The organism is Paenibacillus sp. EKM212P, assembly GCF_011066115.1.
GTDB classification, from domain to species: Bacteria; Bacillota; Bacilli; order Paenibacillales; family Paenibacillaceae; genus Paenibacillus; species Paenibacillus polymyxa_B.
Genome location: NZ_JAAMNR010000002.1, coordinates 373,608 through 397,913, shown reverse-complemented (window position 1 = coordinate 397,913; position 24,306 = coordinate 373,608). Strand labels below are relative to the sequence as shown.

The following is a 24,306-nucleotide window of genomic DNA, read 5'->3' as shown; positions in this document are numbered from 1 at the left end:
TTGATAGAATTTCACCCAAAATGAGAGGGTGAAGTTGTTGCTAATTCACTATAACGGAAACATGCCACAGCTCCATTCAGCTGTCTATATGGCAGAAGGAGCAAAAATTGTCGGAAAAGTAACGATCGGTCAAGATTCCTCTGTATGGTTTAATGCCGTACTGCGCGGAGATATGGCGCCTATCATCATCGGTGAACGCTGCAATATTCAGGACGGTGTCGTGGGACATGTGAACACGGATCAGCCCCTGTTGCTGGCGGATGATATTTCGGTAGGTCATGCTGCAATAATCCACGGTTGTACGGTAGGCAAAGGCACTTTAATCGGTATGGGGGCCATTGTACTCAACGGAGCGGAGCTTGGTGAATATGCTTTAATAGGAGCAGGGTCGGTCGTTACGGAAAATACCAGAATACCACCCTATACTCTTTCTCTCGGTACACCTGCCAAAGTGGTGCGCGAATTGACAGATGCAGATTTGCAGCGGATGTCACGAACGGCACTCAGCTATGTGGCGAAAGGAAAAGAATATAGGATCTCTTAAACTCATGTTGGAGGTGCATCCTATGGATAAAATGAAGGTTACTTATGAAGTAATGTTGGGCCTGTCTGCTGAAATGGTTTTGGACGAGGCATTACGTAAACACCGGAGTGAAAAACTCTACAAGGATATTGATGAGGCGCTAGCCTCCGGAGATGAAGTAGCTTTTCGTCATCTTACGGATGAGCTGAAAGCAATGAGTTAGAACAATCTTAGGAATCCTAAGTTGGATTTCAGACGAATCTTTAGTTCAAGATTATAATCATCAAACCTGACTGTAGCGGCGGTCAGGTTTTTTTGATACGCTTGGATATGATATAGTCTTTGTAGGATGGGACCTGTACAAGGCAACTGTCGTATGAACGGAGGATGAAGGACGTGTCGTTATCTTATTTGTGGAGCCGGTCGTTCTTGACGAGCCGGCCTTTTTTGTGGCTGCTGTTCTGGTGTAATCTGGTTGGAACGGTGTATGGGTACATATGGTATGGGGGGCAGTTGGAATATACACTAAATTATCACCCAATGTGGCAGATTGTATTTGTGCCTGATAGTCCGACGGCGAGTCTGTTTTTTACGATCTCTATAGCATTTTTGCTCTATCCTCCGCGTCTTAAGAGCTTGAAGGTCATTCGGCAGATCATGGAGGCGTTGGCTGTTGTCACGAGTGTAAAATATGGCATCTGGGCTTCAGCTATTATTTTTTGGGGAGTCGCGCAGGGGGGACATATGATATGGCAGGATTGGATGCTGGTGGCATCTCACACGGCAATGGCGGTCGAAGCGTTACTGTTCGTGCGTTTTTTCACCTGCAAATGGACTGCTTTATGCCTAGCTGCACTCTGGACATTGTTAAATGATACGATGGATTATACATTTGGCATATATCCGTATCTTCCGAAGACGCTAACGGATGATGTACCGCAAGTGCGTGCTTTTACCTTTATGCTGACCCTTGTCAGTATCATAGCGGCATGGCTTGCCATGTTTGCGCGCAATCGAATGGGAGTAGAAGTGGAGAAATAGAGATGAACATTGTTATAAACCAAAAAGAATATATATTTAAAAAAGGAATCCGTGATGATCATAAAATAAGAAAGAGCTTTAATCAATTAGCCAAACAAAGTTTTGGTTTTGATTTTGAAGCTTGGTATCAATTGGGCTTTTGGAATGATAAATATATCCCTTACGTACGGCAGGGCAACTGTGATGCTATGTATTTGTTCGCAAATGATAGTGTGAAGAATTTTTACCCTAAATTCGGGTTTGTTTCGGTACAAGAATATCAATTAAACCGGAAAGTAACCGCAAACAACGTAGACATTAAAGTTGAGAAATTGAACTTGGAAGAGCAGTCGGATTTAAATTTACTGAAAAATAAAAGTGCTAGATTAAATCCGTATTCACTTTTTGCTGCGAAAAGTAGTGAATGGCTGGTCTTATTCTATGCCATCTCGTTTTTTAAAGATAAATTTTAGTATATACCTCAATATGACACGATTGTGGTTGCAGATTTTGAGGGGGATACCATTTGTCCTAAAGCAAGTTCTAGTCCCGGTAACCTTGCCATACAGTAAGGTGAGGAGGGATGTCCCATGTTTAGGGGTCAGGCGTTTCAAATTATGATACGTATTGTTTCGAGTGTTGTTTTATCTATGGTCCTACTGCTGTCTGTCTGCGTCCCTCCAGGTGTGGCAGAAGCGCGTGATCAGTCAAAACCCATAGGAAATACAAAAGAAATTGAGGAACTAGATCATGCAGCTGCGATACTGTACCGGGATGTCATGGACGGGAACATTGAAAAAGCGCGCACGGATGTAGCCGAGGTGAGTCGATGGTTTGGCACCGGACAGGTGCAGTCAGCGTTATCTGTAGAGGCCATTCATGCTTTGTCCGGCAGCATCCTTGAGGTGCAGCAAGCTACTCAGTCCGTCCAAGCATCACCGGATGAGTGGGTGAAGGCTGCGGCCAATTTACGACTTGCGACCGATGCGCTTGCACATCCGCGTCAGCCTTTATGGCAGCAGTATTATAAGATTTTAAAAGAAGATGTTAGTGGCTTGAACAGCCAGTTTGCTAAAGGCAACATGAAGGGTTTCAAAGCTGGAGCCGCAGTGCTGGAGGACCACTATGAGACGATCCGTACAGCAGCATTGATTCATGGCAGAACAAGTGAAGTTGTCCGGGCTGATTCATGGATTTCCTACGTCAAAGGATTGGGGGATCAGCAAAATGCAGATGCCTCAGCGATTAGAGGGGCGTTGGATCAGGGGAATCCGACGTTTAATGCCTTGTTTGGACGTGAAAAAGACGCCACTGCCCTGGCGCCATTTATCCCGCGTGAAAGTGAGCGCCGGGCAGAATTGGCAATCGGCATGATTGTTCTGCTGGCGCTGGTCTATGCAGGTTATCGTAAATATCGAGCTGGTCTCTCTGGATAACGATGCAAAATTCAAACATTCGCGTCGTTGGCTGCTGAGCCATCCATATAGGTTAGCCCATCGCCCGGATTTCCGGGCTATTCCTCTTTGAACCCCTCTCCATGTACATCATGCACATCCTGTATGATAATAAACGCCCGTGGATCAACCGATTTAACAATTTGGTGCAAACGTCGTATTTCCTGACGAGGCACGACACAATAGGCAACATGCTTGGCCTGCTTGGAAAATGCACCTACAGCCGGAATAATAGTAACTCCACGATCCATGTCCCTAATAATAATATCCGCAATGTCCACAGTGTGGTCGCTGATAATCATAAAGGCTCTGGCGGAATAGGCCCCTTCTTGTATAAAATCAATAATCTTGGACGCGATGAACACGGCGACTAATGTATATAGAATTTTTTCTTTTGGTATGTAAAGTAGTGAAGCACCGATAATGACGATATCAATGATCAGCAGAATCCTTCCCATACTCCATCCAAACTTCCGGTTTAGAATACGAGCGATTATATCCGAGCCGCCCGTGGTGCCGCCAAAGCGGAACACGATACCTAATCCGGCCCCAAGCGTAACCCCCGCATATAATGAAGAAAGTATAAAATCGTGTTCAGTTTGAAATGTTCCCATCCATCCGAAATGAATCATTTTTTCATACAACCACAGAAAAAAAGTGAGCGACCCGATACCTACCCCTGTATATAGAATTTGCTTGCCCCCAAGCATTTTCCACCCAATTAAAAATAAAGGAATGTTCAGCAGTAATGTGGAGAGAGAGGGTGAAATCGAAAAAGCATAATTGAGCAGCAGGGTGATCCCTGTAATACCACCTTCCATCAGTTTACTGGGTATTATAAAATAAAGCAGACCGAATGCATAGATGGCGGTCCCGAGCACAATGGGTAAAATCAGTTTAAGCTGTTCCATGGACTTGGATATCTTCATATGATCCCTCGCAGTAGCAGTTTAAGGAAGAACGACATCATGCTGATTTTGCTAAATCGCAGTTCCTTATATGTAGTATACCTTTTTACGGTAGCTTTAAAAGACTGATGACTGTAAGTTGGGATCATAAGTACACAATTAAAAAAAATTTGTTTTAAAATGTGCTTTACGATAACATATGAATAAACCTGCACATGGGGGGGATTGCGTGTTTCATGGAAAAATCATTAGATGAAATTCAACGTGAGGTAGACCAGTATATATCTCAATTTAAGGAAGGGTATTTTAGCCCTTTGGCGATGTTGGCCCGGATGTCTGAGGAAGTCGGGGAACTGGCGAGGGAAGTCAATCACTCCTTTGGCGAGAAACCGAAAAAAACGGATGAGGCGGACAATTCGATTGAGCTGGAGCTGGGGGACATTTTGTTCATTACAGTTTGCTTTGCGAACTCGCTAGGTATAAATTTGACTGAGGCTCATGATAAGGTCATGCAAAAATTTAACACGCGTGACGCGAATCGCTGGACCAAAAAGGACACCGATTAGGCGTTTTGTACATATGCTGTACCAAACCGGTTACCCGGAGGTGCAGTGTCATGAAGGCGGAGGAATACGTTCAGAAAGCTTATCAGTGCATTTTGCAGAACGATTTTGAGCAGGCTGTGGAATGGTTTGAAAAAGCAATTTCAGCCCAGCCTGATCATGCGGAGCATTATTTCCGGTGCTCGGTTACCTATGCTCGTAGTGGTCGTTTGGAGCAGGCTCTCGCATATGCAGAGCATGCGGTTCGTCTCGCTCCACAGCAGGATGAATATGTTCTCCATCTGCATGCACAGGAAGCCAGGCAGCATACGGAGAAGGCCAGAAAAATGCTGGATGTCGACAGAGCTACGCCACAGGTGCGTCAGGATGCGATTTTGCTATTGGAACGAGCAATAGCCCTCGATCCGTTATGTGGGGATGCTTTTTTGCTGCTCGCATTGATTTATGATGAATTGAATGAGTATAAGCTAGCTGTGCAGGCTGCTCGCGAGGCGGCTGCACTGTTTCCTCACAATGTGCAGCTTGCCAACCTCATGAAGAAGTTATGCCAGCAGATGAATGAACAAATCTAACACAAATGGATGCATAAGGAGTTGTAGGGATATGTCAGAACCAATAAAAGTGGCTGTTGTAGGAGCAGCAGGGCGTATGGGCCGTGAAGTTGTCAAATTGGTTCTTCAGGATGAGGAACTACAGCTTGTGGCCGCAGTGAACAGAACACATGCCGGCAGTGATGCCGGCCTTCTCGTCGGATTACCGGAAGCGGGTATCGCTATTGTGGAGGACGTGGAGCAGGCTTTACTGGATAGTCGAGCGGATGTCATGGTCGATTTTACGGGGCCGCGTTTTGCGTACGCACATACAGCGCTTGCTATCAAGTATGGAGTACGTCCGGTTATCGGAACGACAGGGTTTACCCCCGAACAGATTAATGAACTGGACAAGCAGTGTCGTGAGCAGCAAATTGGTGGTCTGATCGCGCCGAACTTTTCGATTGGAGTCATTTTGATGATGCGGTTTGCGGCTCAGGCAGCGAAATACTTCCCACATCTGGAAATCATCGAATATCATGGTGACCAAAAATTGGACGCGCCATCGGGCACAGCCATTAAGACCGCAGAGCTGATCGCCGAACAGCGTGAAGAGCTACGACAGGGTAACCCGGAAGAGGAAGAAACGTTAGAAGGATCACGGGGGGGGTACTATCAAGGGTTCCGTGTTCACAGTGTCCGTCTTCCCGGTGTGTTCGCACAGCAAGAAGTAATCTTCGGAGGGTTTGGACAATCTCTGAAAATTCGTCAGGATTCTTATGAACGAGCGGGCTATATGCCGGGTGTTAAAATCGGTATTCAGAAGGTCATGGAGCAGCCAGGGCTTGTATATGGATTTGAGCATTACATCGATTAAGAGTACGCGAATGATTTGACGAACGAAATTATAGAATGAGGCAGGAGGAACTTTGAATGTTAAAGATTGCATTTATAGCGCATGACCGAAAAAAGGATGAAATGGTAAATTTCATAACGGCCTATGAGCATGTTTTTACAGATCACCAGTTATTTTCAACAGGTACAACAGGTCTGCGCATTATGGAGCAAACCAAGCTTCAAATTCACCGTTTCATGTCTGGGCCGCTTGGAGGAGATCAGCAAATCGGGGCTATGGTTGCACAAAATGACATGGACTTGATTATATTCTTGCGTGATCCGCTTATGGCCCAGCCGCATGAGCCGGATATTAGCGCCCTGTTACGTCTGTGTGATGTACAAGGGATTCCTCTGGCAACCAACGTTGCAACTGCTGAAATACTGGTTAAGGCGCTAGACCGTGGCGATTTTGCTTGGCGTGAGCTGGTACATAAATATAAACCGGGGATTGACCAGCAGGGTGATATAAAATGACACTGGACATCTTGATTTTCGGAGCCCATGCCGACGATGCAGAAATAGGAATGGGAGGCACGATTGCCAAGCATACAGCCGCTGGTTTAAAGGTGGGCGTTTGCGATTTGACGCGGGCTGAAATGTCATCTAATGGTGATGTGGATACTCGTATGGCAGAGGCAGAACACGCTGCAAAAGTACTCGGACTTGCCGTGCGGACGAATCTAGGTCTGCCGGATCGTGGATTATATGTAACTCCAGAACATGTAGCTGCAGTTACAGCAGAAATACGGCGCCATGCACCGAAAGTCGTATTTGCTCCTTATTGGGAGGATCGGCATCCAGACCATGTCATGTGCAGTAAGTTAGTGGAGGAAGCGGTATTTAACGCCAAGTTGCGACGTTTTATGCCAGAAAATCCTGCGGTACAGGTAGAGCAATTATATTTTTATTTTATTAATGATATTGGCAGAACGGATTTGATTGTGGATATCACCGAGCATTATGAAGCCAAAGAACGGTCTTTGTTGAGTTATGCTTCGCAATTTCAGGCAGCACCTGGAAAGGATACAGTATCCACACCCTTAAATCAGGGATATGTGGAATGCGTAAAAGCTCGCGATTCGTTGTTGGGTCAACGCAAACTGATTTCGTATGCAGAAGGCTTTGCGTCCAAAACCCCATATCTGGTTAAGCTATTCACATAAGAATTCTATACTTGAGCATTTTGCAGAATGTTAAAATAAATCGGCAGGAAAGTTATCACTGATGAGCGGAAGGAGGCAGCTTAGCTTGAATGACAAATTGAAAATTGGAATTACCTGTTATCCGTCGTTGGGTGGCTCCGGGGTAGTGGCTACTGAGTTGGGTAAGTTGCTGGCAGAAAAAGGGCATGAGGTCCATTTCATTGCCAATAGCATTCCGTTCAGATTAGGCGGGGCGTTTCAGAAAAATATTTTTTATCATGAGGTTGAAGTTAACGATTATTACGTGTTTAGATATCCACCCTATGATTTGTCACTGGCGACCAAAATGGCCCAAGTCGCACAAATGAAGAATTTGGACGTACTCCATGTTCATTATGCGGTACCCCATGCAGTATGCGCTTACTTGGCGAAGGAAATGGTGGGTGATCATCTGAAGGTGGTAACCACCTTGCACGGTACGGACATTACAGTGTTGGCACAGGATGAGTCGTTGAAGGACCTGATTCGGCTGGCTATTAACAAAAGTGACGCTGTGACAGCGGTTTCCAAGGATTTGATTCGGGAGACGATAGATGCGTTGGAAATTACACGACCTATTGATTTAACCTACAATTTTGTAGATAAACGGGTATATTATCCACGAGATGCCGCGGCGCTTAGAAGAGATTTTGCCCAACCGCATGAAAAAATAATGATGCATATTTCCAATTTCCGTCCTGTCAAAAGGGTGGGAGATGTGCTGGATATATTTGAAAAAGTGCAACGTAAAGTACCTGCGAAGCTGCTGTTGGTGGGAGAAGGACCGGATCTTCCAAAAATCCGTTGCAAAATCGAGAATTTAGGTCTGCAAGATAAGGTCTTCTTTTTAGGTAAGCAGGATCAGATCGCAGAAGTGATTTCTATGGCGGATGTGCTGCTGCTTCCCTCGGAAAAAGAAAGTTTTGGTCTGGTTGCACTGGAAGCAATGGCCTGTGGAGTGCCGACAATCGGTTCTCAGGCAGGGGGAGTACCTGAACTCGTTGTGCATGGAAGTACGGGGTATCTTGCTGAAATCGGTAATACTGAGGCAATGGCTGATTATGCAGTAGAGCTGTTGTCCGATGAAGCGATGGCGGAACGTTTCCGTGAAGCGTGTCTGACCCGCGCCCGTACCGTTTTTTGTGATGAGCTGATTACCCGTCAATATGAAGAGATATATTACCGTGTGTTGGGACGCGAGGTGCCGGATCTTAAACCGATCAGCGTTTAAGGGGGCGGACTCGCGTCCGTTTTTTATATTGAATACTTGCAAAGGGGGAAACCCTATGAATACAAATACTTGGCAATATGCTGACCAAGAGATGGCATTTCATGGCAGAGAGGTCATACATACACTAACCGCAGCAGGCCACGAAGCCTACTGGGTCGGTGGCTGTGTGCGGGATGAGCTATTAGGAAGAGCCATTCATGATATGGATTTGACTACTTCGGCTGAGCCTGAACAGGTCATAGCGCTATTCCCTCACGTCATTCCGACAGGAATTCAGCATGGGACGGTTACGGTCATGCAGGGTGGCCATGCGTTCGAGGTAACCACTTTTCGTACGGAAAGTGGTTATGCCGATCACCGCCGTCCAACGGAAGTTGCCTTCGTAAAGGATATCCGTGAGGATCTGATGCGACGGGATTTTACTATGAATGCGATTGCGATGGCAGAACACGGAGAGCGTGTGGACCCATTTGGAGGAGAAGCCGATTTGCGAGCCGCTCTCGTTCGTTGTGTAGGCCGAGCCGAGGAACGTTTTGAAGAGGACGGGTTACGAATGCTGCGTTGCATCCGTTTTGCCTCTGTGTTTCGGTTCCGTGTTGCTTACAACACCTGGAAAGGCATGATTCGGCGCAAAGAGGGACTTCGTTACATAGCCATGGAACGTGTGCGGGTCGAGCTGGAAAAGATGCTAGCGGGCTCTGACCCTTTACGTGGGTTGGAGATGCTGAGCCGTAGCGGATTGCTCGGTTGTACGAAGGTTCCGGTTCCTTGGGAACAATGTGAAGCATGGGCGCTTAAGGGGATCGTTCAACTGCAAGAAGAACTGCGGTGGGGCCTGCTCTTAATGTCTTGTAGACTTACCTCAGAGGTAGCTGACGAGCTACTAAGAGCTTGGACCTTTTCCAACGCGGTACGACTTCGGCTGGTTCATCTGCTGGAATGGGAGACCGAATTAATCTACAGTGCTGGTGCCATAGCTGGCGATTCCGTTCCGGGGGAGTCTGGCATTGTCAACGATGAGGCGCTGCGTCGTAGCTGGATTCGTCTGCTAATTAGACTAGGAAAAGATACAGCTTCAGACTGGCTTGATCTTTACAAGACACTGCCTGCTTCATTCCGCGGATTACCGCCGTGGGTAGAAAAGCATGTGGCGAAAACAGCCGAACTGGCAAGCTCGTGGACAAAGCAGGCTGTAGTCGTTCGTATCAAAGATTTAAATATTACAGGAAATGAACTGGTTCAGGCGATAAATCGACGAGGCGGACCTTGGCTGGGTCAGATGATGGAACAGCTTTTACAAGCTGTTGCCTGCGGAGATATTCCGAATGAAACAGAAACATTGCTTCAGGAAGCGAAACGGGTGATGAGTAGTGAATAATCATGAAAGATTGTTAGGCATACTGGAGGAAGGTACATCCGATTACGTATCAGGGGAGGAAATCAGCCGACGCCTCTCGGTTAGCCGAACAGCAGTATGGAAGCAGATCAACAAACTGCGTGAGTTGGGCTACAACATTGATGCCTCCTCGCGTCGGGGCTATCGGTTGATATCCCGACCGGATCGGCTGGAAGTCTCCAAATTGGCCAATATGTTAAATACTCAATCGTTTGGCCAGCGTATCGTTGTACTGGATTCGACGGTTTCCACTCAGCAAGATGCCATGCGTTTGGCAGAAGAGGGCGCGCCAGAGGGGACAGTAGTGCTTGCAGAGGAACAAACGGCAGGTCGGGGACGTTTGGGACGGAAGTGGTATTCCCCTCGTGGCAAAGGAGTCTGGATGAGCATTGTGTTGCGTCCTACCCAGCCCTTGGTTTTTACCCCCCAGCTAACGCTACTTACAGGTGTAGCAGTGTGTAGGGCCATTCGTCGGCTGACGGGTGTGGAGGCTGGTATCAAATGGCCAAACGATCTGCTGATTCATGGTCGCAAAGTATCCGGTATTCTACTGGAATCTGCAACAGAGGATCAACGGGTTCGATACTGTATTGCAGGGATTGGCATTGATGTGAATTTAAATAAAGAAGATTACCCGGAAGAGTTATCGCAGGTGGGAACGTCCTTGAAAATAGAAGCAGGGCGTGAAATTGACCGTACTGTGCTGATCGCCTCAGTGCTGGAAGAGATGGAACAGCTAAGCAAGTTGTATGCCGAGCAGGGATTTCAGCCTATAGCCATGCTGTGGGAGGCTTTGTCCGTGACTATGAACCGTAGCATACGGGCACATACCGGACAAGGGGTAACTGTAGAAGGCACAGCTGTTGGCTTGGACCCTTCCGGGGCACTCGTAGTAGAAACGGATCAGGGAGAGCGAATTCAGGTCATTTCAGGGGATATACAATTGTAGAAGCGACCCTAGCTATAAAACGATCGAAATCGTTCTATTCCCTGTGCAAAACTTCACGTGAAAAAGCTGATGTTTTTTGTTATACTGTGCAGGAGGCGGCATCGGACGGTCCGAGCTGCACTCCAGGGGCACATGCTCTACTTTAGCAAGTTTGTAAGACCATCATAACTTCATTTGAAGGTTACGTTGGATTCTGCTCTGAGCCGAACAGGACCGAGACAGAAGGGACGATCTCAAAATGAGTGTCTTTTTTGGCTGTTCGGACCTTTTGATGACGCAGATGTACAGGCGTTCATAAAAGGTTATTTTTTGTGCCAAAAAAAGATGGAAGGGAGCCATTCGTAATGGCAGGAAAACAAGCACTGAATATTGTAAAAATGAAAAAAATGAAGCAAGAGGGCATTCCGCTCAGTATGCTGACCGCCTATGATTATCCATCGGCTAAAATAGCCGAGGAGGCGGGAATTGACATGATTCTCGTGGGTGACTCGCTGGGTAACGTAGTTCTTGGTTACGATTCAACCATCCCTGTAACCTTGGATGATATCGTGTACCATTCCCGGGCAGTCGCAAGAGGCGCGGAACATACATTTATCGTAGCGGACATGCCTTTTATGACATATCACAGCAGCGTATCAGAAAGTCTTCAGGGCATCCGCCGTCTGATGCAGGAAGGACATGTGCATGCTGTTAAATTGGAGGGCGGAGCTGAAATTGCTGATGTTGTAAAAGCAACTGTTCAGGCAGGTGTGCCTGTATTGGGACATATCGGGCTTACTCCGCAATCGGTTAATCAAATTGGTGGCTATCGCATTCAAGGCAAGGACGAAGCGGACGCACGCCGGTTAATGGCGGACGCCAAGGCGCTGGAGCAGGCGGGTGCTTTTGGCGTTGTATTGGAACTGGTAACTGAGGAAGTGGCAACAGCGATTTCTAAAGAGCTTTCCATTCCAACCATTGGAATTGGTGCTGGACGTGGATGTGACGGTCAGGTACTCGTTTATCACGATCTGATTCAGTACGCATCGCCTTATTTCAGCAAACGCTTTGTTAAAACCTATGCCGATGTAGGCGGCTTGATCCGCAGCAGCATTGAGCAGTATGTGAGTGATGTAAAAGGGCGGGCATTTCCGGCCGCGGAGCATGTGTTCAGCGCGGATGACCGCGTTGTGGAATCCCTGTACGGTAAGGCAAAAGGACAGACACAGGAACAAGCTAAGGAAAAGGTGGAATCACGATCATGATCATCGTAAGAGAAGTGGCTCAGCTGCGCAAGATTATTGCTGAACGTCGGCAGCTTGGGACAAGCGGAACAAAAAAGGTACACGGTTCTACCTCTTTACAGCAACATAAAGTCGGCTTTGTACCAACAATGGGATACCTACATGAAGGGCATGCGAGCTTGATGCACAAGGCGCGTGAAATGGCGGATACGGTGGTGCTTAGCATTTTCGTAAATCCGATTCAGTTTGGACCGAATGAAGATCTAGACAGCTATCCTCGCGATGAAGCTCGTGATTTGGAGGTAGCGCGGCGCGAAGGCGTGGATATTGTTTTTTTACCAACTGTAGCAGAAATGTATCCACAACCAACCCAAACCAAAATTCGTGTATCCGCTTTGACAGATCGTTTGTGCGGTGCTTCCCGTCCCGGCCATTTTGATGGTGTGACTACGGTGGTAGCCAAGCTTTTTAACATGATAGGTCCTGATTTGGCTTTCTTTGGAATGAAGGATGCGCAGCAGGTTGCTGTGCTCCAGCAGATGGTGACTGATCTCAATATGAACGTGACTATCGTACCTTGTCCCATCGTCAGAGAGGCGGATGGTTTGGCCCTCAGCTCCCGTAATGTGTATTTAACTGCAGAACAGCGTGAGCAGGCGTTGGTGCTGTCTCAGTCACTGCGTAAGGTGCAAGAAGTGAGCGAAGATATAGTAACAAACACAATTACGATTCGTCAGCTACATCAAATGGTGGAGTCCACCATTACTTCCTCTCCTTTAGCAGACATTGATTACATTGAAATATTAACTTTTCCCGGTCTGGAGCCCCTTCTTCCCGAGCAGCCGCTATGTGATGTTCAGGAAGACGTCATCGTAGCGCTGGCTGTGAAATTTGGCAATACCAGACTGATTGACAATATAAGAATACAGAAGGCGGAGGTGCTTTCCCATGTTTAGAACCATGATGAAATCTAAAATTCACCGTGCTACGGTTACGGAAGCTAACCTGAACTATGTGGGGAGTATCACTATAGATGAAGATCTCATGGAGACATCGGATTTGTTGGAGAATGAAAAGGTTCAAATTGTAAACAATAACAATGGAGCTCGACTGGAAACCTATGTTATCCCCGGACCGCGTGGGAGCGGCGTAATCTGTCTCAATGGTGCGGCAGCCCGTTTGGTGCAGCCTGGTGATACAGTCATTATTATTTCCTATGCTTCCATGTCGAATGAAGAGGCCAAAACGTACAAACCAACAGTGGTATTTGTTGATGAACATAATAAACCAGCCCAAACGATGAACAAAGAAGTACACGCGACGATCATGTAATGAATGGGAGTGCGGATGAAACCCGTCTTTTAAGCGAAAAATGTGAGTGTATTAATCCATCTTTCATAAGGGCGGGATGCACATGTTCCAGCATGTATTCGCAGAAATGAACAGCATGTTAGATGATATCGTGAAGCATTACCCATCAGCCCAGGGCTCCCGCAGGCAGGAGCTGCTACAGCACTGGAGTCTGCTGCGGAGAATGAGTGACGGAATTATGGATGAGTGGCTGGCCTTTGAGGAAAAAATGGTTTGCCTGCGTGCGGCCGGGTTTTCCGCGGAGACCGATATGTCTGACACGGAGCTGCCTGAAAAAGAGCTGCCAGCTTTTAATCGGGGGCAAGGGTATTATCGATTACTCATGTACCCTGAGGCGATCCAACAATTTGAGCAGGTACTACAGCATTTTCCGAACAGCTGGCAGAGTCGCATGTATATGGGAATGGCCTATTTTCAACTAGATGATCCAGCAGAGGCTGTATGCCATTTTCAGAAGGTGCTGGACCTGACTGAGCAGGCAGGACTGAAGGCGGTCATCTATAATGCGCTAGGCTGTCTGTTGGCAAAGCAGGCTGACGTAGAGGAGGCGCAAAAATGTTTTGCTCTCGCACATCAGTTCGATCCTGCGTTACCCGAGCCGCTGCACAATATGGAAGCCTGTCTGTCCGGTACCGAAAAGCTTCGATACGACAGCTCCATGATGACCTGGATGTAGTTGTCAGACACCGAGCAAGACGATGCATGCCCACCTCTCAGGCGGCGTGTGCATCGTCTTTTTTGGCTGTCTTAATTTCCAAATAGGCGATCTTCTGCTATGCTAATATACAGAGTTGTTATTTTTGTAAGTGTCATAAGAAAGGATTAGCCCGAATGAAATTTGCGGTATTGGATTTTGAAACGACAGGCACCCAGTCCGCGGATGACATCATTCAAGTCGGACTTGCAATTATAGATCATGATAACAGCATTTCCCGTGTTTACGGCTCTTATGTAAACCCTGGCAGATCTATTCCCCCTTTTATCACCGGGTTGACCGGAATTACAGACGATGACGTCAAGGATGCTCCTGCACTTGAAGAAATGATGATGGAGCTCGTGCCTATGCTGGACGATGTTGTACTGGTCGGTCATAATGTGGCGTTTGATTTTAATTTTTTGCAAAACGCTCTGGATCGGTGCGGATATTTGCCGTTTAGCGGAAGAATCTTGGATACAATGGATTTTCTGAAAATTATGTTTCCATCGCTATCTTCTTATCAGTTGGGTTTTGTGTCTTCTGAGTTTGGGCTGGCGCATGATCGCCCTCACCAAGCAGACAGCGACGCGTTGGCTACGGCTGAGGTGTTTTTAAAGTGTCTGGGTGAGCTTCAAGCATTACCTTTGATAACGATACAGCGGCTTAGCGATTTGTTTGCAGAGGAAGACAGTGACCTTGGATGGTTTCTTGATGGGGTGCGTGAAGAGAAAGAGCTTGATCCTATTCAGGATCTGGAGGGACATCAGTTTTTTCGTCAGCTTGCGCTAAAAGTGGAAGATTGGACGGAGCTAGCTGCTCCGCGTAGAGAAGATGACCCGAATCCACTGTCAGGTGTTTCCTTTGAGGAGTACATGGATGATGTGCGGGACAACTTGCGTTCATCCTTGAGCCAATATGAGGAGCGCGAGGCGCAGATACAGATGATTGAGGGTGTAAATCAGGCACTGAGTGAAGACAAGCATCTACTGATCGAAGCAGGTACAGGAACAGGGAAGTCCCTCGGCTATTTGCTCCCATCGCTGTATCACAGTGTGAAAAAAGGACAGCGAGTTATGGTAAGTACACATACGATCAACCTGCAGGAGCAATTACGCGAGCGCGACATTCCGATGCTGACTAAGGTGATTCCGTTTCCGTTCCGGGCTGCTATTTTCAAGGGTCGGGGACATTATTTGTGTCTGCGTAAGTTTGAACATAAAATAAACAGAAGAGACTTCGCGACACCGAAGGAAGATTTAATTACAGCTGCTCAGATGATCGTCTGGTTGACGCTAACAGAAACCGGTGATGATGAAGAACTGAATCTGAGCAACCGTGGTGGAGATTTCTGGGAAACGGTGGCGAGTGATTCAGAGTCCTGTCTTGGTCGTTCTTGCCCATGGTTCCGCAAATGCTATTATCATCGTGCACGCCATGAAGCAGGGATAGCGGATGTTGTTATTACGAATCACTCTAAGTTGTTTACAGACGTCAAAGCTAGTCACCAGTTGTTGCCGAGCTATGAACATCTGGTGATTGATGAAGCCCATCACCTGGAGGAAGTAGCTGGTAAGCACCTAGGTATGCATATGAAATATTTCACACTCGTGCATACACTGACGCGACTGTTCAAAGACAGCAAGAATGGACAACTGCCTTCACTTCGTCAACAATTGGCGAAATCGGGGCACGAGAAGTCGACGGATTGGGCCTCAACCATCGATCAGATGTATCCGCTCGTGTTAGAGGTTAAGGAAACTTGGGATCTGCTAAGCGACAAACTGTTTGGCATGTTGCCAGAGCGAAGCGATGCGACACCGGGTGAAACAGGACAGTTTTCTTCCCGTCTCAAACCTTCAGCCAAGCCTGCAAAGTGGGATCAGGCGGGGGCTTTGGAAAATCAGCTATATGTAACGATGAGTGAAATTTTGCGCAAGGGCGACAAGCTGATGCTGGACGTCAAGGAAGAACATGACGATTATGCGGCGGATAGCCTTATTACAGATATCACGGGTCTGCTCAAGGATCTGGCGGGGATTCGAGAAAATTTGCGCTTTTTTATGCGACTCGATGATGAAACAACCGTATACTGGCTCGAAGCGAGTGGGCAATTCCGCAGTAAATCATTACAATTTTATGCGGTGCCCGTCGATGTGAGCCGCCAGTTGAAAGAAATGTTTTTTGACAAAAAAAGAAGCATCATTCTGACGTCTGCTACCTTATCGGTAGATAAGTCGTTTCAGTACATGATCGATCAGCTCGGCTTGCAGGAGGCCGCAGATCAAGAGCGGCTGATGACTTCGCAGCTCCCGTCACCCTTTAATTACAGGGATCAGGTGTTGCTGGTCATTCCACGGGATTTCCCAAGCGTGAAGGGCAGTGTAGGAGATGCACACTTTGTAGATATGCTCGTTAGCTCTCTAGGAGCGACTGCTCAGGCGACGCGGGGGAGAATGCTCGTTCTGTTTACTTCCTATCGGATGCTCCGGCAAGTGTATGAACCGCTCAAAGAGGCCTTAGCATCCAGCGAAATTACTGTGCTGGGACAAGGTGTGGACAGTGGGAGTCGCAGCAAGCTAACCCGCCGTTTTCAGGAAGCCAAAGCTTCTGTATTGCTGGGAACCAGCAGCTTCTGGGAAGGCGTCGATATTCCGGGGAAGGCTCTGACTTGTCTAGCCATTGTTCGCTTGCCATTTCAACCGCCGAATCACCCGTTGCTGGAGGCAAAAAGCGAGCTGCTCCAGCAGCAGAAGAAGAATCCATTTATGAAGCTGTCTGTACCACAAGCGGTCATTCGCTTCAAACAGGGATTTGGTCGGTTGGTTCGTACAGCGAGCGACCACGGGGTCGTTATCGTTTACGATACGCGTGTGATCGAATCCTATTACGGAAAGCACTTTTTGTACTCGTTACCGGGACCAAAAATGGAGCATATGCCATCGGAGCAAATGGTGCCCCGCATCGCCGAATGGCTCCAATCCGCCCCGGAGACCGAGGCATAACGGACGGACACTAAGTATGTTCGTTACAATTAGGGGGAGCAAGTATGAAATCAGATAAAATTTCAGAGGCTGTCGTACGGAGGTTACCCGTATATTTACGTTATCTGAATGCACTTCACAAACGGGAGGTGGCTACGGTCTCTTCTCAAGAGTTGGGACAGAGGCTAGATTTGAACCCGGCCCAAATCCGTAAAGATCTCGCCTATTTTGGAGATTTTGGTCGGAAGGGTATCGGTTATGATGTTTCTTATCTAATTGAGAAAATACGCCATATCCTGAAAATCGATCAGCAAATTAATGTAGTATTGGTCGGAGCGGGTAATCTGGGGCAAGCCCTTTCGAATTATAACGCTTATTTAAAAGACAATATGAAGATTGTAGCGGTATTTGATGCGTTTCCGGATAAGGTAGGGACCAAGATCAATACATTGGTCGTGCAACCGATGGATGAACTGGAAGCGACTGTGAAAGAAAAAAACATTCGAATCGGGATTATTACCGTACCTGATTTTGAAGCACAGCACGTGGCTGACAGGCTTATTGAGAGCGGAATTGGAGCGATCCTGAACTTTGCACCGACTACTCTCAAGGCACCGGCCAACATTCGGATTCATGCCACAGACTTTACAACTGATTTGCTTAGCCTCGCTTATTATTTGGAGGACGGAAAGGAAGAAACACAATATGACAGTGAATAAATGGATGATTAAAAACGGCTCTTTTGCCGTAAATGGACCAGAAGCTGGGGTAATCCATGGTTTTATGATTGTGGAAGATAGCCGCATTACTTACATTGGCGAGACTTTGCCTTCGGGTGAGGAAGAGACGGAAGCGATCGATGGTAAGGGGCTTTTATTTTTACCTGGTCTGATTAATACTCATGGTCATGCGGCGATGTCTCTGCTGCGTGGGCATGGAGATGACTTGGCACTTCAAGTATGGCTTCAGGAAAAAATGTGGCCTATGGAAGCCAAGTTTACATCTACGGACGTGTACTGGGGTACGTCGTTGTCTGTGCTGGAAATGCTGAAAGGTGGAACAACGACCTTCCTGGACATGTACGATCATATGGATGAGGTGGCTCGTGTGGCTGAAGAGTCAGGTATTCGTGCAAGTCTGATGCGTGGAGCAATTGGACTATGTTCGGAGGAAGAACAGCGAATCAAGCTGGCTGAGGCCGTAACTTTTGCGCGTAACTGGCATGGTAAAGCAGACGGGCGTATTACAACGATGATGTCACCGCATGCGCCATACACCTGTCCACCTGCGTTTATTGAAAAATTCGTACAAGCTGCGCATGATCTGGATTTGCCGCTGCATACGCACATGTCTGAGACGATCGCCGAAGTGGAGCAAAACGTACGTGACTACGGTTTGCGTCCAGTTGCACACTTGGATAAGTTTGGCTTTTTCTCCCGTCCTTCGCTTGTTGCCCATGGCGTTCATTTGAATGACGAAGAAATAGCTTTACTGGCTGAACGTGGTGTAGCGGTTTCGCACAACCCAGGTAGCAACTTGAAGCTGGCAAGTGGTGTGGCAAGAGTGCCTGAATTGCTGCGTGCAGGGGTTACCGTTTCTCTCGGAACGGATGGTCCTGCCAGTAATAATAACCTGGATATGTTCGAGGAAATGCGTCTGGCAGCACTTATTCACAAGGGTGTATCTGGTGACCCTACGGCAGTTCCTGCGAGTGAAGCGCTGCGTCTGGCAACAGAATACGGTGCAAAGTCAATTGGTTTAAAAGAAGTAGGAGCGTTGGCAGCAGGCAACAAGGCTGACTTTATCGCGCTGGATCTGAATCAGGCACATTTCTTGCCGCGTACAGATATTATTTCCCATGCGGTATACTCAGCAAGCGCCAAAGACGTGGTTCACGTATGGGTAGACGGTCGTCAGGTTGTGAAAAACGGCGAATGCCTGACTATGGACGAGGAACGCATCAAACATGAGGCACAAGCCGCCTTTGAAGGGCTGCTGTCGCGCTAATTCAGGTGTCACATCCCCTTAGAGAGGAAGCACGGGTTTGAAAAATAAGAAAAAGTGGATAGCGGTCGCCATTTTGGCCGTAATACTGATCCTGGTCAGCATTTTCTGGTATTATTCCTATGTTACTCAAGACCAGGTGGCTGAGAAAAATGCCGCTATCATTAAGGCCAAGCAATCAGGTGGTCTGGTTAGCACGACTCAAACATGGAAGTCTGTGTGGGATCAGGTATATTGGGTGGTTCAAGGGAAAAATGCACAGAATGAAAATATAATGGTGTGGGTTCCTTTTCAAAAAGTGGAAGGACAACCTAACGTACCTGCCGCAGATAATAGCGGTGTTCACACCGAACTGCTGAAGAATGGAGTCGATGAGCAAAAAATGACGGCAATAATTCAGCAGCAGCTTCCAGGTGTAAAAATTGTAAGGCTTCAGCCGAGTGTGTTCAATGGCGAATATGTGTGGCAGTTGTTTTACGATGATGGAAGTCATCATTACTACAGCTTTTATCGTTTCTCAGATGGGGTAGCGACGGGTGTAAAATATACTTTGCCCAATAACTAGCTGGTTGAGGATTAGCAGATGTGGAATGAATGACTAGTAAATAATTGAAAGCTTAAGAAAAAGACGTAAATGCGATGAAATTCGTATTTACGTCTTTTAGTCTTGCTATGCCGTAAAATGGTCTGAAAACCAGTGAAGCATCTTTACCTATCCATCTTCTCTCCTAGGGCAAATTCATCTTTATGGCGGGCAGTACGGAGTGGAGGATTTGAATCTGGAGAAGCGGAGCGTTCGCCTTTGCCGCCGGATTTTCTCCGTAAGAATATAATCGAGAAAAATCTGGTGGCAACAGCGATCGTAAGATCAAATCCTACGCTCAGCGTCTCGCCTCCACCTTAACCAAAGATTTTGCCTCATCACAACTCCTCCACACATTGCCTTCGATATTAGATATACGTTATGATATACTATATTTTATAAGTGATAGACAAAAATGATAGAAAAAAGAATTGCTGATCGCTGTAAGATCATGCAATTTGGTTGTTTGTTGACATTCGTCCCGTTTCTTCTGGGTTTTACATTTTGAGAGGAGGATGTTGTTTGAAATTGCGTGCAGTTCCTATCGTTGTGGCGGCAGTTTTGGCAGCTTTGCTGCTATTTGGGGGATGGTTCATTTACCGTCAGGTTACAATGCAAAGTCCTCTGGAAAAACTGGTTTCTCAATATCCAGGCGTGACAAGCGCTCAAATAGATATTAAACAGGATCAGGTTGTATTGAAACTAGATCTCAAACCGCAGGCGGATGTGGCCGGATTAGTCGATGTGGTTAAGCAAAAAGGACAAACCATCATTGGCAGCCGTACCATTAAGCTGGATATTGAAGATCGTTCCAATTCAGCACTGAATCAATGGTGGTCTGAGGCTATGTTTCCTGTAGCCGAAGCGATGGAAAATAAAAAGTATACTCAAATTTCATCTACAGTTGAGCAGATGAAAAAGAAAAAGACGGGTATCAAAGCTGATACCGACATGGATTCGAACAATGTCTATATCCGACTCAGCGAAGGTAAAGCGACCAAGTTTATCGTTTTGCCACGTCAATCTCAGCAAATGGGGGTATGGCCTAATGCCTAGATGGATCAAGGAAACATTAATCGGCATAGTGCCGGTGACTATTATATTTCTCGTTTTTATTGGGGTGAATATTATCCCTCTTCTAGTTGCTGGCGTGATGCTCAGCGGCTTGTTAATGCTCATGCATGCGCGTGGTGGCTTGGCCGTAGGTGCTGGGCAAGAACGTAAACGCAAAAAAAATGGTCCGGACAAACTGACTTTTGAGGAAATCGGTGGGCAGGAAAGCGCTAAGCAGGAGTTGCGTGAGGCCCTGGACTTTTTGAATCGACATGATGAAATTTCCAAGTTTGGTATCCGTCCATTAAAAGGTGTTCTGCTCACAGGTCCTCCGGGAACAGGGAAAACACTGATGGCGAAAGCAGCCGCACACTATACTAATTCTGTATTTGTTGCAGCCTCAGGTAGTGAATTTGTTGAAATGTACGTTGGTGTTGGCGCGGGTCGTGTCCGTGAGTTGTTTCGGGAGGCACGTACTCGTGCAGCCAAGGAAAAGAAGGAAAATGCGATTATTTTTATTGACGAGATCGACGTAATTGGTGGTAAACGTGAGGGTGGACAGCAACGAGAATATGATCAGACTTTGAATCAGTTGCTGACAGAAATGGATGGCATTTATTCGGCAGATACACCGCGGATTTTGATCATTGCAGCAACAAACCGTAAAGAAATGTTGGACAGCGCCTTAACGCGTCCAGGACGTTTTGACCGTCATATTCAAGTGGATTTGCCTGATAAGAAGGGCCGTCTTCATATTCTTAAAATTCATGCCAAAAACAAACCGATTCAGGAAGATGCGAATCTGGACAAAATTGCTGAGGAATCTTACGGGTTTTCCGGCGCACAGCTGGAGAGCGTGATGAATGAAGCGGCAATCTATGCGATGAGACAGGATCAGAAAATGATTGCGCAGAAGCATCTGTCGATGGCAATTGACAAAGTAATGATGGGTGAAAAGACAGATCGAGAATCGACGTTGGAAGAGAAAAAACGTGTAGCGATTCATGAACTGGGACATGCTATTATGGCCGAAATTGTTCGTCCCGGTAGCGTAAGCCAGGTAGCACTTAGCCCACGTGGGAAAGCGCTTGGCTATGTGCGCCACAATCCACAGCAAGAGCATTATTTATACACCAAGCAGTTCCTGGAGGAGCAGATCATGATCTCGCTCGCAGGGGCCACGGCGGAAGAAATGTACTATGGCGGTCGCAGTACCGGCTCAAGTAATGATTTTGAGCAGGCGCTGAACATCGTTCATACGATGATGACTTCCGGTTTGACTTCACTTGGCATTATTAACATGGAAATGGTAACCAAAGAAGAACTTATGCGGGAAAATGGCGAGATTATGGCTGACCTGCATACCCGAACTTTGGAGTTGCTGGAAAAGCATCGTCCTGTGTTCGACAACTCACTTGACATCCTGATGAAGGAAGAAACTCTGTCTGGAGACCAATTTAGATGTCAATTTAGTGAAAATGCTTTATTACCAGCATAATTTTTTATGCTGGTTATTTTTTTTTACTTTTAGTCCGTGCTAAGATATTATTATCTATTGGGACATAAACATGTATTTTTCGACAAAGAAGGATACAATATATGAGAGTGACCAGGAAAGGGTGGAGTAAAGAATCATGCAATTTAAAAAAATCGGCGTCATCGGCGGCGGCACCATGGGACAGGGGATTTCTGAAATGCTCGCGTCCAAAGGAATCGATGTGCTGCTGGTAGAGCAGACACCAGAGAAACTAGACTACGCCTACAATATGATTGAAACGAGTCTGGACAAACAACTGGAAAAGTGGGCAATTACTCAAGCTGAGAAAAAATTGATCTTATCCCGTATTCAAAAAGTAATCCATTTGGCGGAGCTCGGCAGCTGCGATATGGTCATTGAGACTATTACAGAGAATCTGGACGAGAAGAAAGCAGTGTTCCAAGAGCTAGACTATGTGTGTCCAAGCAATATTATTCTTGCAAGTAATACATCCACGCTGAGCCTGACCGAGCTTGCTAGCTCGACCAAGTATCCTGAGCGTGTTATTGGTATGCACTTTATTTATCCAGTATCCCGTATTGATCTTGTAGAAATTATTCGTGGTTTGAAAACTTCGGACGATACATTTGAACACACTAAAATGTTCGTGGAAGAAATAGTGGAGAAAAAAGGAGTCATGATTTATGAATCTCCTGGATTCGTAACAAGCCGGATTATCTGTCTGCTGATTAACGAAGCGGCCCATGTACTTCAAGAGGGCGTGGCTTCCGCTGAAGATATTGATGACGCTATGCGAATCGGCTATAACTTCCAAAGCGGTCCTTTGGAAATGGCTGACCGCTTTGGTCTAGATTCCGTTTTGGCTGCTCTGGAGCGTATGTTCCGTGAATTCGGCGAATTGAAATATCGTCCGTCCATCGTTCTGAAGAAAATGGTGCGTGCAGGTAATCTGGGCGTGAAATCGGGCGAAGGCTTCTTTAAGTACGACAAGGATGGTGACCGGATATGAAAATTCTCGTAATCAATGCAGGGAGTTCTTCCCTGAAATACCAATTGTATGATATGACAGACGAGTCCGTTCTGGCAAAAGGATTGGTAGAGCGCATCGGTATGGATTCCTCCATTCTGACGCATAAGCCAACCAATAAAGAAGAATACACCGAAGTTAGCGAAATTTTGGAACATACTACAGCCATCCGTAAAGTGCTGAACGCACTCACAGATGCTGAACATGGTGTAATCTCCAGTACTAGTGAAATTCAGGCTGTAGGCCACCGTGTGGTTCATGGAGGCGAAATCTTCAAACAGTCTGCAGTTGTAACGCCTGAAGCGAAGAGTGAAATCCGCCGCTTGTTTGACCTGGCACCACTGCATAACCCTGCTTCCATGATGGGGATTAAAGCGGCTGAATTGAATATGCCAGATGTACCGCAGGTTGTGGTATTTGATACCTCGTTCCATCAAACCATGCCTGAAAAAGCTTATATGTACGCCATTCCAAGAGTGTTGTACAATAAGTATAAGGTTCGTCGTTACGGTGCCCACGGCACTTCCCATGATTTTGTAAGTAAGGAAGCCGCCAAATTCCTTGGTCGTCCTTTGGAGGACCTGAAGATTATCACTTGTCATATCGGTAATGGTGGTAGTGTAACAGCAGTTCAAGGCGGTTTGTCTGTTGATACTTCCATGGGGATGACTCCACTGGAAGGTCTTATGATGGGTACTCGTAGTGGTGATTTGGACCCAGCAATCGTACCTTATGTCATGAACAAAGAAGAATTGACTGTCAATGAAGTCAATTCCATGCTGAACAAGCATAGTGGACTTTTAGCTATTTCCGGTATCAGCAGTGACATGCGTGAAATCACAGAAGGTATGGAAAAAGGCGAAGCTAATTCTACATTGGCATTCGAAATGTATGAATACCGTCTGCGCAAATACATTGGATCGTATGCTGCCGCAATGAACGGGGTAGACGTAATTGCATTTACAGCAGGTGTAGGCGAGAACTCCATCGTTCTGCGTAAGAGAGTGCTGGAGCAACTGACATTCCTCGGTATCGAGCTGGATGAATCGTTGAATGCTATTCGTTCTGGCGAGCCTCGCCGGATTACAACTGCAAATTCAAAGGTAGAAGTACTGATCATTCCAACGAACGAAGAACTGGTTATTGCCCGTGACACGTTCCGTCTGGTTCAGTAGTTCGGTTCGAAAGTGTAAACTTTATGCATGCGGACTATTGTT

The 24,306-nt window shown here is 46.7% G+C and carries 26 protein-coding genes; 25 read left to right on the top strand and 1 reads right to left on the bottom strand.

What is annotated here, in order from left to right:
• Positions 1-37 precede the first annotated feature (37 nt).
• The 5 genes from G9G54_RS07935 (at position 38) to G9G54_RS07915 (ending at position 2,979) form a co-directional block, all read left to right on the top strand.
• Positions 38-544 (top strand): gamma carbonic anhydrase family protein, encoded by a 507-nt coding sequence (locus G9G54_RS07935; RefSeq protein ID WP_165177199.1) that lies wholly within the window; start codon positions 38-40, stop codon positions 542-544.
• Between the two features lie 22 nt (positions 545-566).
• Positions 567-746 carry an IDEAL domain-containing protein gene (locus tag G9G54_RS07930; protein ID WP_013371655.1) on the top strand — a complete coding sequence of 60 codons (180 nt, stop codon included), beginning with the start codon at positions 567-569 and terminating at the stop codon, positions 744-746.
• A 173-nt stretch (positions 747-919) separates the two neighbouring features.
• Positions 920-1,564, top strand: a complete 645-nt coding sequence (locus G9G54_RS07925; RefSeq protein ID WP_165177197.1) for a DUF1405 domain-containing protein — start codon at positions 920-922, stop codon at positions 1,562-1,564.
• Positions 1,565-1,566: 2 nt separating this feature from the next.
• Positions 1,567-2,016: a hypothetical protein gene (locus tag G9G54_RS25555; protein WP_238807862.1), complete on the top strand. Its 450-nt coding sequence runs from the start codon at positions 1,567-1,569 to the stop codon at positions 2,014-2,016.
• A 117-nt stretch (positions 2,017-2,133) separates the two neighbouring features.
• On the top strand, positions 2,134-2,979 hold the full coding sequence (locus G9G54_RS07915) for a sporulation protein YpjB (RefSeq protein WP_165177195.1): 846 nt from the start codon (positions 2,134-2,136) through the stop codon (positions 2,977-2,979).
• 77 nt (positions 2,980-3,056) lie between these two features.
• On the opposite strand, the gene G9G54_RS07910 is transcribed toward G9G54_RS07915, so the two are convergent.
• Positions 3,057-3,926 (bottom strand): YitT family protein, encoded by an 870-nt coding sequence (locus G9G54_RS07910; protein ID WP_165177193.1) that lies wholly within the window; start codon positions 3,924-3,926, stop codon positions 3,057-3,059.
• A gap of 215 nt (positions 3,927-4,141) precedes the next feature.
• On the opposite strand from G9G54_RS07910, the gene G9G54_RS07905 reads away from it, so the two are divergent.
• The 20 genes from G9G54_RS07905 (at position 4,142) to G9G54_RS07810 (ending at position 24,264) form a co-directional block, all read left to right on the top strand.
• Positions 4,142-4,471 (top strand): nucleotide pyrophosphohydrolase, encoded by a 330-nt coding sequence (locus G9G54_RS07905; RefSeq protein ID WP_023989148.1) that lies wholly within the window; start codon positions 4,142-4,144, stop codon positions 4,469-4,471.
• Between the two features lie 50 nt (positions 4,472-4,521).
• Positions 4,522-5,040: a tetratricopeptide repeat protein gene (locus G9G54_RS07900; RefSeq protein ID WP_013310696.1), complete on the top strand. Its 519-nt coding sequence runs from the start codon at positions 4,522-4,524 to the stop codon at positions 5,038-5,040.
• A 31-nt stretch (positions 5,041-5,071) separates the two neighbouring features.
• On the top strand, positions 5,072-5,875 hold the full coding sequence (gene dapB, locus G9G54_RS07895; protein WP_069289816.1) for a 4-hydroxy-tetrahydrodipicolinate reductase: 804 nt from the start codon (positions 5,072-5,074) through the stop codon (positions 5,873-5,875).
• A gap of 56 nt (positions 5,876-5,931) precedes the next feature.
• Positions 5,932-6,369: a methylglyoxal synthase gene (mgsA, locus tag G9G54_RS07890; RefSeq protein ID WP_013310694.1), complete on the top strand. Its 438-nt coding sequence runs from the start codon at positions 5,932-5,934 to the stop codon at positions 6,367-6,369.
• Complete coding sequence (bshB1, locus tag G9G54_RS07885; protein WP_165177191.1) at positions 6,366-7,058, top strand: bacillithiol biosynthesis deacetylase BshB1; 693 nt, start codon at positions 6,366-6,368, stop codon at positions 7,056-7,058. The genes mgsA and bshB1 overlap by 4 nt, the downstream gene beginning before the upstream one ends.
• 85 nt (positions 7,059-7,143) lie before the next feature.
• Positions 7,144-8,307, top strand: coding sequence for an N-acetyl-alpha-D-glucosaminyl L-malate synthase BshA (bshA, locus tag G9G54_RS07880; protein WP_061829193.1), 1,164 nt, complete (start codon positions 7,144-7,146; stop codon positions 8,305-8,307).
• 55 nt (positions 8,308-8,362) lie between these two features.
• Entirely contained in the window at positions 8,363-9,685 is a 1,323-nt protein-coding gene (locus tag G9G54_RS07875) for a CCA tRNA nucleotidyltransferase (RefSeq protein ID WP_165177189.1), read from the top strand.
• Complete coding sequence (locus tag G9G54_RS07870) at positions 9,678-10,652, top strand: biotin--[acetyl-CoA-carboxylase] ligase (RefSeq protein WP_165177187.1); 975 nt, start codon at positions 9,678-9,680, stop codon at positions 10,650-10,652. Before G9G54_RS07875 ends, G9G54_RS07870 begins: the two co-directional genes overlap by 8 nt.
• A 344-nt stretch (positions 10,653-10,996) precedes the next feature.
• Entirely contained in the window at positions 10,997-11,896 is a 900-nt protein-coding gene (panB, locus tag G9G54_RS07865) for a 3-methyl-2-oxobutanoate hydroxymethyltransferase (RefSeq protein WP_023989139.1), read from the top strand.
• Positions 11,893-12,831, top strand: coding sequence for a pantoate--beta-alanine ligase (gene panC, locus G9G54_RS07860; protein ID WP_165177185.1), 939 nt, complete (start codon positions 11,893-11,895; stop codon positions 12,829-12,831). The genes panB and panC overlap by 4 nt, the downstream gene beginning before the upstream one ends.
• Entirely contained in the window at positions 12,824-13,207 is a 384-nt protein-coding gene (gene panD, locus G9G54_RS07855; RefSeq protein ID WP_013371641.1) for an aspartate 1-decarboxylase, read from the top strand. Before panC ends, panD begins: the two co-directional genes overlap by 8 nt.
• 82 nt (positions 13,208-13,289) lie before the next feature.
• Entirely contained in the window at positions 13,290-13,922 is a 633-nt protein-coding gene (locus G9G54_RS07850) for a tetratricopeptide repeat protein (protein ID WP_061829188.1), read from the top strand.
• Positions 13,923-14,077: 155 nt separating this feature from the next.
• Positions 14,078-16,945, top strand: coding sequence for an ATP-dependent DNA helicase DinG (gene dinG, locus G9G54_RS07845; protein WP_061829187.1), 2,868 nt, complete (start codon positions 14,078-14,080; stop codon positions 16,943-16,945).
• A 44-nt stretch (positions 16,946-16,989) separates the two neighbouring features.
• Positions 16,990-17,643 (top strand): redox-sensing transcriptional repressor Rex, encoded by a 654-nt coding sequence (locus tag G9G54_RS07840; RefSeq protein ID WP_013310684.1) that lies wholly within the window; start codon positions 16,990-16,992, stop codon positions 17,641-17,643.
• The gene (locus G9G54_RS07835) at positions 17,630-18,931 is read left to right on the top strand and encodes an amidohydrolase (protein WP_165177183.1); all 1,302 of its coding nucleotides are present in this window, start codon (positions 17,630-17,632) and stop codon (positions 18,929-18,931) included. The genes G9G54_RS07840 and G9G54_RS07835 overlap by 14 nt, the downstream gene beginning before the upstream one ends.
• A 37-nt stretch (positions 18,932-18,968) precedes the next feature.
• Complete coding sequence (locus tag G9G54_RS07830; protein WP_165177181.1) at positions 18,969-19,493, top strand: cell wall elongation regulator TseB-like domain-containing protein; 525 nt, start codon at positions 18,969-18,971, stop codon at positions 19,491-19,493.
• A 540-nt stretch (positions 19,494-20,033) separates the two neighbouring features.
• A complete protein-coding gene (locus G9G54_RS07825; protein WP_061829183.1) occupies positions 20,034-20,567 on the top strand; it encodes a hypothetical protein in 534 nt (177 codons plus the stop codon).
• On the top strand, positions 20,560-22,062 hold the full coding sequence (locus G9G54_RS07820; protein ID WP_069289810.1) for an AAA family ATPase: 1,503 nt from the start codon (positions 20,560-20,562) through the stop codon (positions 22,060-22,062). The genes G9G54_RS07825 and G9G54_RS07820 overlap by 8 nt, the downstream gene beginning before the upstream one ends.
• Positions 22,063-22,198: 136 nt before the next feature.
• Entirely contained in the window at positions 22,199-23,071 is an 873-nt protein-coding gene (locus tag G9G54_RS07815; RefSeq protein ID WP_061829181.1) for a 3-hydroxyacyl-CoA dehydrogenase family protein, read from the top strand.
• Positions 23,068-24,264 carry an acetate/propionate family kinase gene (locus G9G54_RS07810; RefSeq protein WP_013310675.1) on the top strand — a complete coding sequence of 399 codons (1,197 nt, stop codon included), beginning with the start codon at positions 23,068-23,070 and terminating at the stop codon, positions 24,262-24,264. Before G9G54_RS07815 ends, G9G54_RS07810 begins: the two co-directional genes overlap by 4 nt.
• The last annotated feature ends 42 nt before the right edge of the window (positions 24,265-24,306 follow it).

What these genes read in the sequence shown, in the direction of transcription:
- dapB (WP_069289816.1), top strand. Translation starts at nt 5,072, where the DNA reads ATGTCAGAACCAATAAAAGTGGCTGTTGTAGGAGCAGCAGGGCGTATG.
- panD (WP_013371641.1), top strand. Translation starts at nt 12,824, where the DNA reads ATGTTTAGAACCATGATGAAATCTAAAATTCACCGTGCTACGGTTACG.
- G9G54_RS07915 (WP_165177195.1), top strand. Translation starts at nt 2,134, where the DNA reads ATGTTTAGGGGTCAGGCGTTTCAAATTATGATACGTATTGTTTCGAGT.
- bshB1 (WP_165177191.1), top strand. Translation starts at nt 6,366, where the DNA reads ATGACACTGGACATCTTGATTTTCGGAGCCCATGCCGACGATGCAGAA.
- G9G54_RS25555 (WP_238807862.1), top strand. Translation starts at nt 1,567, where the DNA reads ATGAACATTGTTATAAACCAAAAAGAATATATATTTAAAAAAGGAATC.
- G9G54_RS07875 (WP_165177189.1), top strand. Translation starts at nt 8,363, where the DNA reads ATGAATACAAATACTTGGCAATATGCTGACCAAGAGATGGCATTTCAT.
- dinG (WP_061829187.1), top strand. Translation starts at nt 14,078, where the DNA reads ATGAAATTTGCGGTATTGGATTTTGAAACGACAGGCACCCAGTCCGCG.
- G9G54_RS07850 (WP_061829188.1), top strand. Translation starts at nt 13,290, where the DNA reads ATGTTCCAGCATGTATTCGCAGAAATGAACAGCATGTTAGATGATATC.
- panC (WP_165177185.1), top strand. Translation starts at nt 11,893, where the DNA reads ATGATCATCGTAAGAGAAGTGGCTCAGCTGCGCAAGATTATTGCTGAA.
- G9G54_RS07815 (WP_061829181.1), top strand. Translation starts at nt 22,199, where the DNA reads ATGCAATTTAAAAAAATCGGCGTCATCGGCGGCGGCACCATGGGACAG.
- G9G54_RS07810 (WP_013310675.1), top strand. Translation starts at nt 23,068, where the DNA reads ATGAAAATTCTCGTAATCAATGCAGGGAGTTCTTCCCTGAAATACCAA.
- G9G54_RS07835 (WP_165177183.1), top strand. Translation starts at nt 17,630, where the DNA reads ATGACAGTGAATAAATGGATGATTAAAAACGGCTCTTTTGCCGTAAAT.
- G9G54_RS07820 (WP_069289810.1), top strand. Translation starts at nt 20,560, where the DNA reads ATGCCTAGATGGATCAAGGAAACATTAATCGGCATAGTGCCGGTGACT.
- G9G54_RS07840 (WP_013310684.1), top strand. Translation starts at nt 16,990, where the DNA reads ATGAAATCAGATAAAATTTCAGAGGCTGTCGTACGGAGGTTACCCGTA.
- mgsA (WP_013310694.1), top strand. Translation starts at nt 5,932, where the DNA reads ATGTTAAAGATTGCATTTATAGCGCATGACCGAAAAAAGGATGAAATG.
- panB (WP_023989139.1), top strand. Translation starts at nt 10,997, where the DNA reads ATGGCAGGAAAACAAGCACTGAATATTGTAAAAATGAAAAAAATGAAG.
- G9G54_RS07900 (WP_013310696.1), top strand. Translation starts at nt 4,522, where the DNA reads ATGAAGGCGGAGGAATACGTTCAGAAAGCTTATCAGTGCATTTTGCAG.
- G9G54_RS07905 (WP_023989148.1), top strand. Translation starts at nt 4,142, where the DNA reads ATGGAAAAATCATTAGATGAAATTCAACGTGAGGTAGACCAGTATATA.
- G9G54_RS07910 (WP_165177193.1), bottom strand. Translation starts at nt 3,926, where the DNA reads ATGAAGATATCCAAGTCCATGGAACAGCTTAAACTGATTTTACCCATT.
- G9G54_RS07930 (WP_013371655.1), top strand. Translation starts at nt 567, where the DNA reads ATGGATAAAATGAAGGTTACTTATGAAGTAATGTTGGGCCTGTCTGCT.